Consider the following 18,856-nt stretch of genomic DNA (forward strand, 5'->3'; position numbering starts at 1 on the left):
GCAAGGTGAAGCTGACGTGGTTTGAAGAGATTTTCGAAGAGTATTAGTTTAAGAATTTCAAAAACGAGTTTCTCCTAATCAAGTTTTGTATATCAAGTAAAAAATCCGATCATGTATGAATGTTTTTATAAAAAACAATAAAAAAGTATTGACAAACACAAGGGAGAGGAGTATAATATAAAATATAAAAAGTTATAAAAAGGTTGAAAAGACATGAAAAAGAGTATAGCAGTGGTTTTTGGCACCTTTGCTCCCTTACATCAGGGGCATATTGATTTAATTCAAAGAGCAAAACGTCAATGTGATGCTGTATGGGTGGTAGTTTCAGGTTATAAGGGAGATCGTGGTGAACAGGTTGGACTTACACTACAAAAGAGGTTTCGCTATATTCGTGAAGCATTTCGAGATGATGAGTTGACCTCTGTTTGTGAACTTGACGAAACCAATATTCCACGCTATCCAATGGGCTGGCAGGAGTGGTTGGATCAGATGTTGCAGGCCATTTCCTATGACCAGACTGGTGAGGAACTAATCTTTTTTGTAGGAGAGTCCGAATACCAACAAGAATTGTCAGAACGTGGTTTCGAGACTGTTCTACAGGAAAGAAAATTTGGAATTTCGGCTACCATGATTCGAGAAAATCCAAGCAAATATTGGAAATACATCGCTCAACCTTTCCGCCGTCAGTTTACGAAAAAAGTGTTGATTATGGGAAGTGCTAGTAATGGGAAAACAACTCTAGCCAAGGATTTAGCTCGCTTCTATGATGCGCCAGTCAGTCTGGAGTATGCTCGTGAGTATCAGATAAAAAATAATGTCCGAGATGATGAGCTTACCCCAAAAGATTATTATTACCTTCTTTTGGGCCAATATGACCAAACTTCCAAGTTAATCGATAGCAATGCCAATCGAGGCCTGGTCATTGCAGATACCAACTCATTGGTAACCAAGGGCTACTACGATTACTACATGGAAAGCGAAGAGCAGGAGGACTTATCCGGAGAGACCTTTGATAATCTCTTTGTTTCCATCTTAGCCAAGGAAAAATGGGATTTAATCCTCTTTGTGCAACCTGTTGGCTCTTATGTCAATGATGGTTTTCGCGACATGACTATGGCAGAAGACCATATCCGTCACAGTTTTTCTCAGCATTTGGATATGATGAGGGAGCAATATCTAGCCAATATCCCTCATGTTTATCTAGCTGATGACTATCTAGGAAATTATGAAGCAGCAAAAGTGGCTATTGATGCCATTTACCAAGCAGATTAGGAGAAGAAAATGAAAAAAATAACTGAAAAAATCACACGATTTATTGAAAACTTTAAAAATGTTCACGCAGAAGCTCGTAAAATTGGTTTTGCAGGAGTTATGCGTTTGCTTTGGAAAGACCTCTTTGTGGGCCGTAGTCTTTTCCAGTGGCTCTATTTGATTGCTTTATCAAGTGTTCCTCTTATTCTGGAGTTTACACAAAACACAGAAAGTCATGACTGGATTGGTCTCTTGGCCTCTTGGACAGGGATTGTCTGCGTTATATTGGTAGCTGAAGGTCGGGCTAGCAACTATCTTTTTGGAGCTATTAATTCTGCAATCTATTTGGTCCTAGCTATGAATGCTACTTTCTATGGCGAAGTTTTGACCACAGTTTATTTCTTTGTCATGCAGCCTATTGGTCTCTATGCTTGGTTGTCTAATCGGATCAATGAACAAGGGAAACCAGAGGAGTCTCACTTTGAAGCTAAGAAACTCGGTCTGATTGATTGGCTCAAGTACTTGGCCTTGACAGCTCTCATCTGGATTGGCATGGGTTTGGCTTACCAAAGTATCCATAGCGCTCGCCCATTCCGTGATAGTGTTACCGATGCGACCAATGGTGTTGGTCAGCTCTTGATGACACGTCTTTACCGTGAGCAATGGATTTTCTGGATTGCAACCAATCTCTTTAGTATTTATCTCTGGTGGGGTGAAAACATCCATATCCAAGGAATGTACTGGGTTTATACCATCAATAGTCTAGTCGGTTGGTACCAATGGACTAAGGCTGTCAAGGAGGGATAAGATGGCTGAAACGATAATCCCGGCTGGAATGACAGAGAGAGAATATTTTGAGATTCATGCGACTGAGAAGGAATTTTTAGACTGGTACTGCAAACAGGATCTTCCTCAGTATGAAAAACCGAGCGTGACGGTGGATATGGTAGCTTATTGCTTTGTGGAAGGGAAAATCAAACTCTTGCTAATTCGTCGCAAGGCCCATCCTTATCAAAACTGTTTGGCTTTGGTCGGTGGTTTTATGGATAAGAGCGAAGATGCAAGGCATGCTTGCCAGCGTGAGGTGCGAGAAGAGGTTAACCTCGACCTTCCTTTGGAAAAAATCGAGCAGTTGATGACAGTGTCTACCCCAGGCCGTGATCCGCGGGGCTGGACGGTTACTATCGCCCACTTGGTGTATCTACCTAGTCGAGCACTCGAACTCGTTCAAGCTGGAGATGATGCCAAGGATGTGGTTTTTGTCGATGTTGATTTTCAGACGGGCAAGTGCTTCCTAGAGGGACTAGAGTTGGAGGAGCACGCCTTCGCCTTTGACCATTATGCCATTATACAAGAGTCTATTAAACGAATCCAAGGGCGTCTTGACTGGAATCCGACCTTCCTCTATCTGCTAGAGGAGGAGTTCACTGTCTATGAAGGGACCGAATTGGTCAATCTCATCAACCCAGGACGACCAATCGTCAGCAATAACTTTCTCGTAAAATACGGTGAGTATGTAGAAGAAGTTGGGCTCAAACGAGTGCCTAAAAAGAAACCAAGAAAAACCTATCGATTGAAATAAAAGGCTTGGGGACAGAAATCGATAGATCAAGTCTCGGTTTCCTAGTCTCAGATTTGAGAAGTTTCAACAAATCCGATGGCTGGTTGAAGCTTGAGAATAGGGAAAATAAAGTTTGTCTTAAAAGTCAGTTCAACTATCGTGTCAAAGGTTTATTATTCATAAAAAATCGAGGTCGGGATTTTTCCCGGCCTCTTTTTTGATGCTATCTGACTGCTAAGGATGTTTATCTTTATTAGAATTGCTCATGATTCGAATGAATAAATCTTTGTATTTATATTTTAAATAGGTTTCGTGTAAATACAATAAAGCTACATAGACAATCATGAAAATGGCAGTTAAGTAGAACAAATCAAATGTTGTTTGAGCGTAATGAGTAGCAATCCCATAAGAAGAGAAAGCACCAATAATCAACCAAGGAAGATATTTGTAATATTTCTTTGACATAAACCTACACCTCCAATATCCTATCTCAATTTTATTATAGCCCTTTAAGAAAAAAATGCAAGCGATTACACGTATAAAATATAGTATTCTCATAGGAAAAATTTTCCTGTTTTTTTAATTCTTTACGAATAAAAGATATAGGAGGAGTAAGAAAATAAATGTACTAAAAAATAACTCTAAAAAATTTTAGATAAATAGTTGACAGATTTAAAAACAAATATTACAATAATGTTACAAAAACATTTCTTAATATTTCAAAAATGTTACAAAGGAGCATAAAATGAAAAATAAAACTTCTATCAAATTAATGGCTGCAACTGTACTCGCTTCAACATTACTATTGGGGGCTTGTGGCAATAAGAAAGAGAATACTGCAAGTGATAGTTCTAGCAAGACAACACAAGCATCTTCTAGTTCTAAGGCAAGTTCTTCAAGTAAAGAGAACAAGACTCAGAAGTCCTCAAGTTCAGCTTCAACAGAAAAAGCTAAATCATCATCTTCTGATCAGTCAACGACTACTGCTAACCAATCGCAAGCAACACCAGCACCAGAAACAAAACAAAATCAAGAACCTTCTGCTAAGCAAACCCCTTCTCAAGCCCCATCCAATCAACAAGGAACACAAGCAAAATCGAATCAGTCAGCTTATGATCCAGCAACTGATCGCAAACTCCAAGACAAGCAAGCAGAGCACAATAAACGTTATAAAGGTGTCTTGACTATGGTAGACAAAGATTTTTCGGCTGCGGCTGGGAATTGGAAGGGTGCGAATGGTGAAACGATCACTGTCTCATCAGGCGGTCAATTTACAGTAGAATCTGCTGATGGCAAGAAAGAAAACTACTCTATCCAAAGCTATTCTTATACCCTTGATGATGGAAAATACAATGCTGAAGTAGGTGGTGGAAAAGTCATCCAAATTACAACAGGTGCAGATGGTACTGTTTCAAGTGTTACTTTGATTAAACCATAGACTTCAGTACAGAAATAATTTGTTTAAAAATAGTCCAGTTGATGAGTGCCTACAGCATTTGAAGTTGATAAGACGTCATAAATGAACTTCAGAGATGAGACTAACTTAGGAGTATATCTAATCATATCTACCTGAACTGACCGTTTTTCACTTAGTTTCTTTCAGAGAAAGTGGTATAATGAAAAAATCAAAGGGAAACGAGTGATGAATCAATGCCAGATAAATTAATTTTACCTCAAAACACACGGCTCATGGGAGTGTTTCTTGGCTTTATCGGTGGTTCTTTGGATGTATTCTGTCACATCCAGTACCATAGTTTGGTGGCGACACAGACAGGGAACATTCTCCTACTGATATCAGATTGGCACGACTCACATGTCATCAATACCATGTTGCGATTCTGCTCGATTATATTCTTTTCCCTAGGCTTTCTTTTTGCCTTACACATGAAAGAATATCGCAAAACAGCCTATTGGCGGGTTAAGATGCTGCTTCCCTTATTTATCGGGACCCTTGTTCTGCCCTTCTTTTCCCGCTTTCCTCTATTAGAAGTTCCTTTTATTGCTTTTGGAACTGGAATGATGCTGCTAACATTTACGGGTAGTTTGATTGAAGATCATCCTTATGTCATTTTTATGACGTCTGGAAATTACCGAAAAATGTTGATTGCTTTGTATCGCATCGTTAGAGGAGAAGGAGATGTTCAAGAATATCGTCGACAAGCCTTGAACTATGGTATTGTTGTAGGTAGTTTCGTAGTGGGGGCCATTAGCTTGGCTGTATCTATGCATTTTTTCCATGAATGGTCTATTTGGATTGTCAGCTTTAATTTGTTGTTGATTATGGCATACTATATTGCTAGAGTGAAGCAGTTAGATTTGCAAGATGAAAATATATAAAAAACGGCAGATCTCAATTTGAGATTTGCCAATTTTTATACGTTTATGCTTTTTCTAACTGTAAGAGAGCTTCAATTTCTGCAAGTGTGCTTGCCTGTGAGATAGCTCCACGGAGTTTAGCGGCGCCAGATGTTCCACGGAGATAGTGAGGAGCGAGGCCACGGAATTCACGGACCGCAATCTTTTCTCCCTTGAGATCAATCAAGCGTTTTAAGTGCTCATAGGCAATTTTCATCTTGTCTTCAAAGGTTAAATCAGGCAGGATTTCTCCAGTTTCAAAGTAATGATTGATTTGATTGAAGAGATAAGGATTTCCCATAGCTGCGCGTCCAATCATAACGGCGTCGGCACCGACTTCCTCGATGCGTTGTTTAGCTTCTTGAACCGTACGGATGTCTCCGTTAGCGATAAATGGAATCTTAGTAAGAGCTTGTGCAACCTTGTGGAGAGTCTCGAGGTCAGCGTGACCAGTATACATTTGCTCACGGGTACGTCCGTGCATAGCAAGTGCAGAGACACCTGCAGCCTCAGCGGCGAGGGCATTTTCCACAGCTAGAGATGGATCAGACCAGCCCGTACGCATTTTGACAGTGAGAGGGATATCAAGGACAGATTGAACTTTGTTAATGATAGAGTAGATCTTGTCTGGATCCTTGAGCCACATAGCGCCAGCTTCGTTTTTCACGATTTTGTTAACTGGACAGCCCATGTTGATATCAACGATATCGGTCTTGGTGTTTTCTTGGATGAATTCTGCTGCGCGTGCTAGGCTGTCTTCATCACTACCAAATAGTTGGATAGAGACTGGGTTTTCTCCTTCATCGATATGAAGCATGTGAAGAGTCTTTTCGTTGTTGTATTGGATTCCCTTGTCAGAGACCATTTCCATGACAACGAGTCCAGCTCCAAGTTCTTTTGCGATAGTACGGAAGGCTGAGTTGGTTACACCAGCCATGGGTGCTAAAACGGTACGATTGGGAATCTCAACATTGCCAATCATAAAGGGTGTATTAAGATTTGTCATGGATGAGTTCCTCCAGGTCGTTTTCGTCAAAATTATAAGTAGTTTGGCAGAATTGACAAGTGATTTCTGCCCCGTGGTCTTCGTCCTTCATTTCCTGCAAGTCTGAGCTTGGAAGACTAGAAAGAGCCTTCATAAAACGTTCTTTACTACAGTCACATTGGAAACGAATTTCTTCTTCAGACAGACGTTTGTATGGTTCGTCGTCGTAGATAGCCTTTAGAAGAGCTTCGATATGGTCGTCGCTTTCTAGAAGAGTTGAAATGGCAGGCATTTCTTGGATGCGTTTTTCAAAACGAGCGATTTCTTCTTCCTTGGCTCCTGGCAAAACTTGAACAAGGAAACCGCCTGCTACTTTGACCTTGTCTTCTTCGTCCAAAAGGACATTGAGTCCAACTGCTGACGGAGTTTGTTGGCTTTCTGTTAGGTAAAAAGCTAGGTCTTCGCCAATTTCTCCAGAGATAAGAGGCGTCATGGAATTATAAGGGTTTCCAGTACCGTAATCAGTAATAACTAGAAATTGTCCATTGCCGACAAAAGGTCCCACTAGTACTTCACCAGTTGCAGTTTTTTTAATATCCACACCAGGGTTTTGTACATAACCTTTGACATTTCCCTTAGTATCTGCAACGGTGATGATGGCTCCGAGTGAGCTAGTTCCGAGGACTTTGACAGTAATTTTGGTATTTCCCTTTTCGTTTGCGGCGAGAATTTGACTGGCAATCAAAGTACGACCAAGTGCCACAGTTGAGCTAGTTTGAGTTTGATGTTTTTCTTGAGCAGTGCGGACGGTTTCAGTGCTGTCTAGTACATAAGCACGAAAAGATCCGCTTTCTGATATTGTTTTAATAATTTTATCCATAGCTACTATTTTAGCATAAAAATGCTCAAAGGGGGAGTGGGGTGTCTACTATCGTTTTAAAGTGATTTATTTACATCAGTGAAATTATGAAGAAAGAACTAAAATAAGCTAAAATGTGCTTTCTAAAAATGGTAAACAGTTGAAAATAGAGGGAATAAAGTGGTAAAATGGGAACAAGAAAAAATAGTAATTGTTTGTGGAAAAATTGACGGAAATTTACAGAAAAGAAATCGATCATGGATAGAAAGAAACCATTATATATTTTTTTAGGGCAAACGGTCCTGTATTTTATTGTTTTACTGGGGCTGCTTTACTTTTTTAGTTACCTAGGTCAAGGTCAGGGTGGCTTTATCTACAATGAATTTTAACTTTAAGGAGAAAACGAGCTGTGTCTAATAAACCGATAAAAGATATGATTGAAGCGATTGAGCACTTCGCCCAAACTCAACCTAGCTTTCCAGTCTATAATGTTCTTGGTGAGGAACGTACCTATGGTGATTTGAAGGCTGATTCGGATAGTTTGGCTGCAACAATCGATCAACTAGATTTACCTGAAAAATCTCCTGTAGTCGTTTTTGGTGGTCAGGAGTATGAGATGTTAGCTACCTTTGTAGCTCTGACTAAGTCAGGGCATGCCTATATTCCAATCGATAGCCATTCGGCCTTGGAACGAGTTTCAGCTATATTGGAGGTTGCAGAACCAAGTTTGATCATTGCCATTTCAGAGTTTCCAATCGAAACCCCAGCTGCTCCAATCATGTCCTTGGAGCAGGTGCGTGAAGCTTATGCGGCTCAAAAAGCTTATGATTTGCAGCATCCGGTCAAGGGGGATGATAACTACTACATCATCTTTACTTCAGGGACAACTGGAAAACCAAAAGGGGTGCAAATTTCGCATGATAATTTGCTCAGCTTTACCAACTGGATGATTACGGACAAGGAATTTGCGACGCCAGAGCGTCCACAAATGTTGGCGCAACCGCCCTATTCTTTTGACTTGTCTGTCATGTATTGGGCACCGACCTTGGCTCTTGGAGGAACGCTTTTTGCCCTCCCATCAGCCATTACTCAAGACTTCAAACAACTCTTTGCAACTATCTTTTCTCTTCCGATTGCTATTTGGACTTCGACACCATCTTTTGCAGATATGGCCATGTTATCTGAAGATTTTAATGCTGAAAAGATGCCAGGGATCACTCATTTCTACTTTGATGGGGAAGAGTTGACCGTGAAAACCGCTCAGAAATTGCGCGAGCGTTTCCCGAATGCACGCATTATCAATGCTTACGGTCCAACGGAAGCAACAGTTGCTTTGTCAGCAGTCGCTATTACAGATGAGATGTTGGCAACCCTGAAACGTTTACCGATTGGCTACACCAAAGAAGATTCTCCAACCTTTATCATTGATGAGGAAGGGAATAAATTGCCAAACGGAGAGCAAGGGGAGATCATCGTATCTGGTCCAGCTGTTTCAAAAGGCTACATGAATAATTCTGAAAAAACAGCTGAAGCCTTCTTCGAATTTGAAGGTCTGCCAGCCTATCATACGGGAGATGTCGGAACCATGACAGATGAAGGTCTCCTTCTCTACGGTGGACGGATGGACTTCCAGATCAAGTTTAACGGTTACCGCATTGAGCTAGAAGATGTTTCTCAAAACTTGAATAAATCTCAGTATGTTGAATCTGCTGTTGCAGTTCCACGTTACAACAAAGACCACAAGGTTCAAAACCTCTTGGCCTATGTTATCTTAAAAGATGGCGTCAAAGAACAATTTGAGCGCGAAATTGATATCACGAAAGCGATCAAGGAAGACTTGGAAGATATTATGATGTCTTACATGATGCCGTCTAAGTTCCTTTACAGAAAGAAATTGCCACTAACTCCAAATGGCAAAATTGACATTAAAGGCTTAATCAATGAGGTAAACAATAGATGATGGAGCTTCTTAAACAGCTTCCTCATATTGAGCCGTATGGGAATCCGCAGTACTTTGTCTACGTGATTGCTACTACCTTGCCCATCTTTATCGGTCTTTTTTTCAAAAAACGCTTTGCCTGGTATGAAATACTGGTTAGTCTCTTCTTTATCGTTACCATGTTGACGGGTGGCAAGACCAATCAAATAGCTGCCTTAGGAATCTATCTAATTTGGCAAATTGTACTGGTTCTTTTTTACAAGCAGTATCGAAAAATTCGAGATGGCAAATGGATTTTCTATCTCGTTAGTCTGTTGTCTTTACTTCCAATCATATTTGTAAAGGCGCAAACAGCCATTAACGGAACACAATCCTTGCTGGGTTTTATCGGAATTTCTTATTTGACATTTCGCTCGGTGGGAATCATCATCGAACTTAGAGATGGAGTTATTAAGGATTTGAAAATGTGGGAGTATTTGCGTTTTCTTCTCTTTATGCCGACATTTTCAAGTGGTCCTATTGATCGTTTCAAACGTTTTAATGAAAATTATAAGACGATACCAGAGCGCGATGAGTTGCTAGATATGCTAGCCGAATCCGTTCGGTATATCATGTGGGGATTTCTGTATAAATTTATCCTAGCTCATATTCTAGGCGAGATTTTATTGCCACCGCTAAAGAATTTAGCTCTACAAACAGGAGGCGTCTTTAACTATTATGTAGTGGCCATCATGTACACATTTGGTTTGGAGCTCTTCTTTGACTTTGCAGGTTACTCTATGTTTGCTCTAGCTATTTCAAATCTGATGGGGATTCGTAGTCCAATCAACTTCAACAAACCTTTCTTGTCAAGGGATTTGAAGGAGTTTTGGAATCGTTGGCACATGAGTTTATCCTTCTGGTTCCGTGACTTTGTCTTTATGCGCATGGTCATGGTGATGACGAGAAAGAAACTTTTTAAGAATCGAAATGTGACCTCAAGTGTCGCCTATATCCTGAACATGCTCCTTATGGGGTTCTGGCATGGGATAACTTGGTTTTACATCGCCTACGGACTCTTTCATGGAGTGGGCTTAGTCATTAATGATGCCTGGGTTCGAAAGAAAAAAACGCTCAATAAAGAACGTAAGAAAGCAGGGCGACCTCCCTTGCCTGAGAATCGCTGGGCTCAGTTGCTTGGCATGGTGATAACCTTCCATGTCGTGATGGTTTCATTCTTAATCTTTTCTGGATTTTTGAATGATTTATGGTTTAAAAAATAAAAGGAATTAAAAAATGGATATCAAATCAGAAGTTATTGAAATTATTGATGAATTATTTATGGAAGATGTATCTGACATGATGGATGAGGATCTTTTTGACGCAGGTGTCTTGGATAGTATGGGAACAGTTGAATTGATCGTGGAAATCGAAAATCGCTTTGATATTCGTGTCCCAGTTACAGAATTTGGTCGTGACGACTGGAATACAGCTAATAAAATCGTAGCAGGGATTACGGAGTTAAAGAATGCTTAAACGCCTGTGGTTAATCTTCGGGCCCATTCTTATTGCAGTTTTATTGGTTCTTCTACTCATTTTTTTCTATCCTAGTAGTAAGAGTCATAATCTAATGGAGGAAAAATACTCTGCAGCCTCGGTAAGTGCAGAAAGTTTCAAAGAGAGAAGACAAAAAGTGAGAGCTCTCACGGATCCTAATATACGTTTTATACCCTTTTTGGGTTCGAGTGAATGGATTCGTTTTGATAGCATGCATCCAGGAGTATTAGCTGAAAAGTATAATCGCTCCTATCGTCCTTATTTTATGGGGCAGGCAGGAGCAGCTTCTCTTAGTCAGTACTTTGGGCTGCAACAAATCACATCTGAGCTTGAAAACAAACAAGCGGTATTTGTAATCTCTCCACAGTGGTTTACAAAAGAGGATCATGACCCGACTATTTTTCAAACCTATTTTAACAATGACCAGTTGACTGCCTTTTTAGAGAATCAATCTGGGGATGTAGCCTCTCAATATGCGGCTAATAGGCTCTTAAAGCAAAATCCAAGAGTTCCGATGAAGAGGATTGTTGAGAAGCTGGCTAAGAATGAACAATTATCAGATTTTGATCAAACGGTGGTTAATCTCTCTGCTGAGTTCAATGAAAGACAAGCTGCCCTTTTTGGTCAGTTCTCCATTCGGGGCCGATTAAAGTATAAAGATCATATTGAAAAATATTTGAGCAGCCTCCCAGATCAATTTTCTTATGAAGAATTGGAAAATATTGCACGTAAGGATGCAGAAGAAAATACGACCAATAATGATTTGGGGATGGATAACCACTTTTACAATACTCAACTAAAGAAAGATTTAAAAAAGTGGGAAGGGTATCAAAAAAATTACAACTTTCTCCAGTCAAGTGAGTACAATGATTTGCAGTTAGTGCTCGATCAATTTGCTAAATCTAAGGTGAATGTGCTCTTTGTCTTTCAACCTGTCAATAAAAAATGGATGGATTATACAGGATTGAGTGAGGAGATGTATCAACACGCAATTGAAAAAATTCGTTACCAGTTGGAGAGTCAAGGCTTCACCAATATCGCTGACTTTTCAAAAAACGGTGGAGATCCCTACTTTGTTAAGGACACGATTCATATCGGTTGGTTAGGCTGGCTAGCATTTGATAAGGTTGTAAATCCCTTTTTGAGCAATCCAACAACAGTACCTAATTACCAAATGAATGACCGTTTCTTTAGTCAAGATTGGGCGACCTATGACGGAAATATCCAAGATTTTCAATAATATAGAAAAGGAGTTTGAACTTTTTGTTCAGACTTTTTTATGAAATGTCGGATAGGTTACCTTCAAAAAGGTTAAAAGTTTAAAAATGATGCTAAATAGCGTATAATAGTAGGAGAAAGAAGAGAAAGGGATTTCAATATGAATAAACGTTTTTTGTTGCCTGTGCTATCGACAGCCCTATTAGCTCCAGCCTTTTTAGCTGGACAAGTCTATGCTGAAGAAAGTACTAGTTCTTCAGAAGCTACAGAAGTTGTGAGCACTACAGAAGCACCAGTAGTGACAGCGACTCCTGAGGTTGTTACAAGTCCGGCAACGCCAGTTGAAGAGGCTGCACCTCAAAAAGAAGAAGCAGATACTGTTATCTTGCATACCAATGACGTGCATGGTCGTATTGTAGAAGAAAAAGGAGTAATCGGAGATGCCAAACTCGCAACGGTTATTGAGAAGGAGCGAGAAAAGAGCAATCAAACGACTCTAGTAGTAGATGCAGGCGATGCCTTCCAAGGTCTGCCAATTTCAAACTCTACAAAGGGTGAAGCACGTGCCAAAATCTTAAACGAGATGGGCTATGATGCTATGGCTGTAGGAAATCATGAGTTTGACTTTGGACTTGATGAAGTTAAAAAATACAAAGAAATTTTGAACTTCCCATTGCTCAGCTCAAACACTTATGTCAATGGTGCTCGTTTATTTGAAGCAGCAACAATTGTTGATAAGAATAAGGATGTTGAAGGTGATGAATTTGTCGTCATCGGTGTGACAACGCCTGAAACAGCTACTAAGACCCACCCTAAAAATGTTAAAGGCGTAACCTTTACAGAACCTATTGCAGAGGTTAACAAGGTTATCGAAGAAATTCAAGCTAAAGCCTTGGCAGAAGGCAAAGACTACAAACACTATGTTGTCCTTGCTCACTTGGGAGTTGATACAACAACACCAGTAGAATGGCGCGGTTCAACACTTGCAGAAGCACTTTCAAAAAATCCTCTTTTGAAAGGTAAGCGTGTTACTGTTATTGATGGTCACTCTCATACAGTAGAATCGACTACTTATGGAGACAATGTTACATACAACCAGACAGGAAGCTATCTCCATAACGTTGGTAAAATCACTTACAAATCTCGCCAATTATTGGGGAATCCTTCACTCATTGCGGCTGCAGATGCTAAGAAATTGGAAGCTAATCCAAAAATTGAAAAACTTGTCAAGGACATCAAACAAAAGTATGACGCTGAAAATGCTATAGAGGTTGTTTCAAATAGTCCAGTTGAATTGAACGGTGACCGTGAAAATGTCCGTGTCCGTGAAACCAACCTTGGAAATGTTGTCGCAGATTCTCTCTATCAGTATGGTCAAACAGGATTTAGTCATCCGACGGATATCGCTGTGACCAATGGTGGTGGCCTGCGTGAAACGATTGCTAAAGATAAGCCAATTACAAAAGGAAATGTCATTGCGGTTTTACCATTTGGGAACACAATTTCACAAATTCAAGTAACTGGTCAGCAAGTTTTTGAAATGTTTGAAAAATCACTCGGATCTATTTTGCAGGTTGATAAGGCAGGAAAAACTGTCTTGGATGAAAATGGTCAACCATTGCTAGAACCAAGTGGTGGATTCTTACAGATTTCAGGAGCCAAGGTCTATTACGATACAAACCTAGCTGCAGGCAAACGTGTCTTGGCTATTCAAGTTAAGAATCGTACGACTGGTCTTTATGAAAAACTAGATTTGGAAAAAGTCTACTACCTAGCAACCAATGACTTCCTTGCAGCAGGTGGTGATGGTTATACCATGCTTGGTGGTGCCAGAGAAGAAGGCCCTTCAATGGATGCTGCCTTTGAAGATTACCTTAAAACAGCTGATTTGACTCAGTATGAAAAGGTAAATCCAAACTCACGCACGATTTCTGTGGATTCAAAAATATTTAAACTGCCAGAAGATCAAGGTAAAGAGCAAGATCCAGCTAAACCAGGAAAAGATTCAGCAACAGATCCAGCTAAACCAGGAAAAACTCAGGAAACAACTCCGGCTAATTCAGGAAATGATGCAACTAAGCCAGGAAAAGTTCAAAAGACAACTCCAGCTAAATCGGAGCAAGATTCAGTAACAAAAACAACTCCATCAGGAAAAAATCAGGGAACAACTCCTGCTCAAACATCTACTGTAAAAGTTGATTATAAGGTTGCAGATCAGTTTGCTAACAAGACAGTCGTATCAGAAAAATTACTTCCTAATACAGGTAGTGAGCAATCTATTTTCATGATGCTATTGGGTATGATTCTTGGAGTGACAGCCCTCTGGACTAGTCGTAAACAAGAAAAATAATTCTACAAGATGAAAACATCTCAGGTGTTTTCATCTTTTTTCTTGACTCCTTGCTTGGATGTGATATACTTAACTAGTAAAGGAATGGCGCGATACTCAATAAAAATCAAAGAGCAAACTAGGAAGCGAGACGCAGGCTGTACTTGAGTACGCCAAGACGAAGCTGACGTGGTTTGAATTTGATTTTTGAAGAGTATGAAAACCTTGTATTTATAGAAATTCCGTTCTGAGAAAGGAGCAAATCATGAGACAGTTGGCAAAAGATATCGATCATTTTTTAAATGAGATTATTCTCAAGGCGGAAAATCAGCATGAAATTCTCATTGGTCATTGTACCAGTGATGTAGCCTTGACCAATACCCAGGAGCATATTCTCATGCTTTTATCAGAGGAGTCGCTCACCAACTCTGAGTTGGCGCGTCGTCTCAATGTCAGTCAAGCTGCCGTTACCAAAGCTATCAAATCCCTGGTTAAGGAGGGAATGTTAGAAACGTCTAAGGACCCTAAGGATGCTCGTGTTGTCTTCTACCAATTGACAGACTTAGCTCGACCTATTGCTGAGGAACACCACCATCATCATGAACATACCCTCTCGGCTTATGAGCAGGTTGCCACTCAGTTCACACCAAACGAACAAAAAATTATCCAGCGGTTTTTAACTGCTTTAGTAGGAGAAATCAAGTAATGAGATACATCACAGTAGAGGATTTGTCCTTCTATTATGACAAGGAACCTGTGCTTGAGCATATCAATTACAGTGTTGATAGTGGGGAATTTGTCACCCTTACTGGGGAAAATGGAGCAGCCAAGACAACGCTAATCAAGGCTAGCCTTGGAATTCTTCAACCACGAATTGGGAAAGTAACCATCTCAAAGACAAATATTCATGGGAAAAAGCTAAGAATTGCCTATCTTCCTCAACAGATTGCAAGTTTTAATGCGGGCTTTCCAAGTACTGTTTATGAGTTTGTCAAATCAGGTCGCTACCCAAGAAAGGGCTGGTTCCGTCGTTTGAATGCCCACGATGAAGAACATATTAAGGCTAGTTTAAACTCTGTCGGTATGTGGGAACATCGGGATAAGCGCATTGGCTCTCTCTCTGGCGGACAAAAGCAAAGAGCGGTCATTGCACGTATGTTTGCTTCAGATCCAGATATCTTTATCTTGGATGAGCCGACAACAGGGATGGATGCAGGTACCAAGAATGAATTTTATGAGCTCATGCACCATAGTGCCCACCATCATGGCAAGGCTGTTTTGATGATTACTCACGATCCCGAAGAAGTCAAGGACTATGCAGATCGTAACATCCACCTTGTTCGAGACCAAGATTCGCCATGGCGTTGTTTCAATGTCCATGAAAATGATCAGGAGGTGGGCCATGTTTAATCTATTGTCTTATGATTTTATGCAGCGGGCCTTTTTGGCTGTTATTGCCATGAGTCTCTTCTCACCAGTCCTTGGGACCTTCCTTATCTTGCGTCGTCAAAGTCTCATGAGTGATACACTGAGTCACGTATCGCTATCAGGTGTGGCCTTTGGTTTGGTTTTAGGGATTTCTCCGACCATCTCGACTATTGCTATTGTCTTGATTGCGGCGGTCTTTCTTGAATATCTCCGCACGGTTTACAAGAGCTTTATGGAGATTGGAACAGCTATCCTCATGTCAACAGGTCTTGCGGTTTCACTCATTGTTATGAGTAAGGGTAAGAGCTCTAGCTCGATGAGTTTGGACCAATACCTCTTTGGTTCTATTGTGACTATCAGTCAAGAACAGGTAATTGGGCTTTTTGTCATTGCAGCGGTTGTTTTAATTCTGACCTTCCTCTTTTTGAGACCCATGTACATCTTAACGTTTGACGAGGATACAGCTTTTGTAGATGGCCTTCCAGTGCGTACTATGTCTATCCTCTTTAACATGGTGACGGGTGTGGCTATTGCTCTTATGATTCCAGCTGCAGGAGCACTCTTGGTATCGACCATCATGGTCCTACCAGCTAGTATCGCTTTGCGTTTAGGGAAGAACTTTAGTTCGGTGATGATTCTTGCCAGCGTTATTGGTTTTCTAGGTATGGTGGCGGGACTTTATATCTCCTACTATGCAGAGACACCACCGAGTGCAAGTATTACCATTATCTTTGTAGTTGTCTTTTTGTTAGTCAGCTTACTCAAACGTTTTATCAAATAGGAGAAGAAAATGAAAAAACTAGGCCTACTTTTGGCAAGTCTTGTGACGGTATTCTTAGTCGCTTGTTCCAATCAAAAACAGGCAGACGGGAAATTAAATATCGTCACAACATTCTACCCTGTTTACGAATTTACCAAACAAGTAGCAGGCGATACAGCCAATGTCGAGCTCTTGATTGGGGCAGGGACAGAACCACATGATTATGAACCGTCGCCTAAGGCAGTTGCTAAAATCCAAGACGCCGACGCCTTTGTGTATGAAAATGAGAACATGGAAACATGGGTTCCCAAGCTTTTAGATTCACTAGATGCCAAAAAAGTAAAAACAATCAAGGCTACTGGAGATATGTTGCTTCTTCCAGGAAGTGAAGAAGAGGAAGACCATGACCATGGCGAAGAAGGCCATCATCACGAGTATGACCCTCATGTATGGTTGTCTCCTGCGCGTGCAATCAAACTTGTAGAGCACATCCGTGATAGTCTTTCAGCTGACTATCCAGATAAGAAGGCAACTTTTGAGCAAAATGCAGCTGCCTATATCGAGAAATTACAAGCTCTGGACAAGGCATATACTGAAGGTCTTTCTAGTGCTAAACAAAAGAGTTTTGTGACTCAGCACGCTGCCTTTCGTTATCTAGCCTTAGACTACGGACTTAATCAAGTCTCTATCTCAGGTCTGTCGCCAGATGCTGAACCGTCAGCAAGTCGCTTGGCAGAATTGACCGAGTACATCAAGAAAAATAAGATTTCTTATATCTACTTTGAAGAAAATGCCTCTCAAGCTTTAGCCAATACTCTTTCAAAAGAAACAGGAGTTAAGTTAGACGTTCTGAATCCTCTGGAAAGCCTGACCGAAGAGGACATGGAGGCTGGTGAGAACTATATCTCTGTCATGGAGAAAAATCTCAAGGCCCTCAAGCAAACAACTGACCAAGCAGGGGCAGAAATTGAGCCAGAAAAAGCAGAGGAAACTAAAACAGTTCAAAATGGTTACTTTGAGGATGCAGATGTCAAGGATCGTACCTTGAGTGACTATGCTGGTAACTGGCAGTCTGTTTATCCTTTCCTTGAAAATGGTACTCTAGACCAAGTCTTTGACTACAAGGCTAAGTTGACTGGTAAGATGACTAAGGATGAATACAAGGCCTACTATCAAAAAGGCTATCAAACCGATGTATCTAAGATAAATATCACGGATAATACTATGGAATTCATCCAAGGTGACCAAAGTAAGAAATATACATACAAGTATGTCGGCAAGAAAATTTTGACTTATAAGAAAGGGAATCGAGGAGTTCGTTATCTCTTTGAAGCGACAGATGCGGATGCTGGACAATTTAAGTATGTTCAGTTTAGCGACCACAATATCGCTCCAGTCAAGGCAGAACATTTCCATATCTTCTTTGGAGGTACTAGCCAGGAAGCCCTCTTTGAAGAAATGGATAACTGGCCAACCTACTATCCAGATGGCTTATCTGGCCAAGAAATCGCCCAAGAAATGCTGGCTCATTAAGATACGATTCACATGATAAAAGCGAACAGGAAAGTTTTCTGGTTATCAGAATCCTCTCTTGTCCGCTTTTTTGAGTTTTGTCAGTTAAAGAGCTTTTGCACTTCTTTTTGTACTTATGGCCTTATTGAATACCAAGTTTTCATTACTTGTCAAAGCCTTGTAAAGCCTTTTCGCGTTCTTCTACTTGTCCCTTGGCATCTAGTTTATTACCACCGTAAACTGCTGTTTCCCATGATCCATACATTGGATTTGGGAAGATGATGAATTTTTCACCAAATTCTTTTTGCAATTCTTCAAGTTGTTTGTCACGATCAGCTTCAGAAGTCTTAGAAAATTCTGCAAAGTCTACAAGGTTATCACCAAATAGTAACACAAGATTTGTCTTTTCTTGAACCGCTTGTCGACGACCTTCTTTGGATTTCACACCACTTTCTAGAAACATGAGGTGATCACGTCCTTGTACAGGAATACCTTCGCTTTCTAGATTTTTAATGGTCGCATCTACTTGGTCGACTGAACGGTCAGAAATATAGTAGATTTGGACACCGTTTTGATCGGCAAACTGAAGAAAATCTTTAGCACCTGGGACGGCTTTTGCTGCAGCTTTTTGGACCCAAACATCCCAATTTTCAGGTGTGAATGCTGTTCCATCTTTGACATTTTGAACTTGATAAGGACTGTTATCTAGGACCGTTTCGTCCAAGTCCAAAACAATCGAATAAGGCTTATCTGATTCTGTTTTCAGTAATTCCTTTAGACGATCTGTAGCAACATTATAACCTTGTAGATACAAGGCTTTTGTTTCGGCCGCTTTTTGATACCAGAGAGTTGACATGGTATTTTCTCTAGACCGTAGTTGGTCGTAAGTCATTGTAATCTGATTGTCAGATGAGTTATTAGCGGATGTTTGTGTTTCTGTGGATTTTGTGGCGCAGCTGGTCAATAAGATGACAGATGCAAGTGCAGAAACGATTGTAACAGTGGTTTTAGCTGTTTTCATAAAATGTCTCCTGTCTATTAATTTCAATAACAGTATAGCATGAGGGAATAGTTAAGGCAAGCGTTTTCCTAAATATGGACTTGATTTTTCAAAGAAAGATGT

Annotated in this window: 19 protein-coding genes; 15 read left to right on the forward strand and 4 right to left on the reverse strand. The window is 40.4% G+C overall.

Annotated elements, in window-relative coordinates:
• Positions 1–213: 213 nt before the first annotated feature.
• Genes ADH31_RS00010 through ADH31_RS00020 form a run of 3 tightly spaced genes read left to right on the forward strand, consistent with a single transcriptional unit; the run spans position 214 to position 2,833 of the window.
• The gene (locus ADH31_RS00010) at positions 214–1,272 is read left to right on the forward strand and encodes an AAA family ATPase (RefSeq protein ID WP_049508063.1); all 1,059 of its coding nucleotides are present in this window, start codon (positions 214–216) and stop codon (positions 1,270–1,272) included.
• Positions 1,273–1,281: 9 nt separating this feature from the next.
• On the forward strand, positions 1,282–2,058 hold the full coding sequence (pnuC, locus tag ADH31_RS00015; protein ID WP_049508066.1) for a nicotinamide riboside transporter PnuC: 777 nt from the start codon (positions 1,282–1,284) through the stop codon (positions 2,056–2,058).
• A gap of 1 nt (position 2,059) precedes the next feature.
• Positions 2,060–2,833 carry an NUDIX domain-containing protein gene (locus tag ADH31_RS00020; RefSeq protein ID WP_049508068.1) on the forward strand — a complete coding sequence of 258 codons (774 nt, stop codon included), beginning with the start codon at positions 2,060–2,062 and terminating at the stop codon, positions 2,831–2,833.
• Between the two features lie 213 nt (positions 2,834–3,046).
• Here ADH31_RS00020 and ADH31_RS00025 read toward each other — a convergent pair whose 3' ends face one another.
• On the reverse strand, positions 3,047–3,277 hold the full coding sequence (locus ADH31_RS00025) for a hypothetical protein (RefSeq protein ID WP_049508069.1): 231 nt from the start codon (positions 3,275–3,277) through the stop codon (positions 3,047–3,049).
• A 280-nt stretch (positions 3,278–3,557) separates the two neighbouring features.
• Between ADH31_RS00025 and ADH31_RS00030 the strand changes: the two genes are divergently transcribed.
• Together ADH31_RS00030 and ADH31_RS00035 are read left to right on the forward strand one after the other, a co-directional pair.
• Positions 3,558–4,250, forward strand: coding sequence for a hypothetical protein (locus tag ADH31_RS00030; protein ID WP_049508072.1), 693 nt, complete (start codon positions 3,558–3,560; stop codon positions 4,248–4,250).
• 212 nt (positions 4,251–4,462) lie between these two features.
• On the forward strand, positions 4,463–5,149 hold the full coding sequence (locus ADH31_RS00035) for a YoaK family protein (protein WP_049508074.1): 687 nt from the start codon (positions 4,463–4,465) through the stop codon (positions 5,147–5,149).
• A 43-nt stretch (positions 5,150–5,192) separates the two neighbouring features.
• On the opposite strand, the gene dusB is transcribed toward ADH31_RS00035, so the two are convergent.
• Both dusB and hslO read right to left on the reverse strand, forming a co-directional pair.
• Positions 5,193–6,173, reverse strand: coding sequence for a tRNA dihydrouridine synthase DusB (gene dusB, locus ADH31_RS00040; protein ID WP_049508077.1), 981 nt, complete (start codon positions 6,171–6,173; stop codon positions 5,193–5,195).
• Positions 6,160–7,032, reverse strand: a complete 873-nt coding sequence (hslO, locus tag ADH31_RS00045) for an Hsp33 family molecular chaperone HslO (protein WP_049508078.1) — start codon at positions 7,030–7,032, stop codon at positions 6,160–6,162. Before hslO ends, dusB begins: the two co-directional genes overlap by 14 nt.
• Positions 7,033–7,268: 236 nt before the next feature.
• Between hslO and ADH31_RS00050 the strand changes: the two genes are divergently transcribed.
• The 10 genes from ADH31_RS00050 (at position 7,269) to ADH31_RS00095 (ending at position 17,754) form a co-directional block, all read left to right on the forward strand.
• Positions 7,269–7,400 carry a teichoic acid D-Ala incorporation-associated protein DltX gene (locus tag ADH31_RS00050; RefSeq protein WP_000375187.1) on the forward strand — a complete coding sequence of 44 codons (132 nt, stop codon included), beginning with the start codon at positions 7,269–7,271 and terminating at the stop codon, positions 7,398–7,400.
• Between the two features lie 20 nt (positions 7,401–7,420).
• Entirely contained in the window at positions 7,421–8,971 is a 1,551-nt protein-coding gene (dltA, locus tag ADH31_RS00055; protein WP_049508080.1) for a D-alanine--poly(phosphoribitol) ligase subunit DltA, read from the forward strand.
• Entirely contained in the window at positions 8,968–10,212 is a 1,245-nt protein-coding gene (gene dltB, locus ADH31_RS00060) for a D-alanyl-lipoteichoic acid biosynthesis protein DltB (protein ID WP_049508083.1), read from the forward strand. Before dltA ends, dltB begins: the two co-directional genes overlap by 4 nt.
• A gap of 13 nt (positions 10,213–10,225) precedes the next feature.
• Positions 10,226–10,465 (forward strand): D-alanine--poly(phosphoribitol) ligase subunit DltC, encoded by a 240-nt coding sequence (gene dltC / locus ADH31_RS00065; protein ID WP_000351968.1) that lies wholly within the window; start codon positions 10,226–10,228, stop codon positions 10,463–10,465.
• Positions 10,458–11,726 carry a D-alanyl-lipoteichoic acid biosynthesis protein DltD gene (dltD, locus tag ADH31_RS00070; RefSeq protein WP_049508086.1) on the forward strand — a complete coding sequence of 423 codons (1,269 nt, stop codon included), beginning with the start codon at positions 10,458–10,460 and terminating at the stop codon, positions 11,724–11,726. Before dltC ends, dltD begins: the two co-directional genes overlap by 8 nt.
• 138 nt (positions 11,727–11,864) lie before the next feature.
• On the forward strand, positions 11,865–14,054 hold the full coding sequence (gene nt5e, locus ADH31_RS00075; protein WP_049508088.1) for a cell surface ecto-5'-nucleotidase Nt5e: 2,190 nt from the start codon (positions 11,865–11,867) through the stop codon (positions 14,052–14,054).
• A gap of 244 nt (positions 14,055–14,298) precedes the next feature.
• On the forward strand, positions 14,299–14,739 hold the full coding sequence (adcR, locus tag ADH31_RS00080) for a zinc-dependent transcriptional regulator AdcR (RefSeq protein WP_045613682.1): 441 nt from the start codon (positions 14,299–14,301) through the stop codon (positions 14,737–14,739).
• A complete protein-coding gene (locus ADH31_RS00085) occupies positions 14,739–15,443 on the forward strand; it encodes a metal ABC transporter ATP-binding protein (RefSeq protein WP_049508094.1) in 705 nt (234 codons plus the stop codon). Before adcR ends, ADH31_RS00085 begins: the two co-directional genes overlap by 1 nt.
• Complete coding sequence (locus ADH31_RS00090; RefSeq protein WP_049508096.1) at positions 15,436–16,242, forward strand: metal ABC transporter permease; 807 nt, start codon at positions 15,436–15,438, stop codon at positions 16,240–16,242. The genes ADH31_RS00085 and ADH31_RS00090 overlap by 8 nt, the downstream gene beginning before the upstream one ends.
• A 9-nt stretch (positions 16,243–16,251) precedes the next feature.
• A complete protein-coding gene (locus ADH31_RS00095; protein ID WP_049508099.1) occupies positions 16,252–17,754 on the forward strand; it encodes a zinc ABC transporter substrate-binding protein AdcA in 1,503 nt (500 codons plus the stop codon).
• Between the two features lie 142 nt (positions 17,755–17,896).
• On the opposite strand, the gene ADH31_RS00100 is transcribed toward ADH31_RS00095, so the two are convergent.
• Positions 17,897–18,754 (reverse strand): 5'-nucleotidase, lipoprotein e(P4) family, encoded by an 858-nt coding sequence (locus tag ADH31_RS00100; protein WP_045762615.1) that lies wholly within the window; start codon positions 18,752–18,754, stop codon positions 17,897–17,899.
• Positions 18,755–18,856: the final 102 nt, after the last annotated feature.

This window comes from Streptococcus pseudopneumoniae, from assembly GCF_001072375.1.
Lineage (GTDB): Bacteria > Bacillota > Bacilli > Lactobacillales > Streptococcaceae > Streptococcus > Streptococcus pseudopneumoniae_L.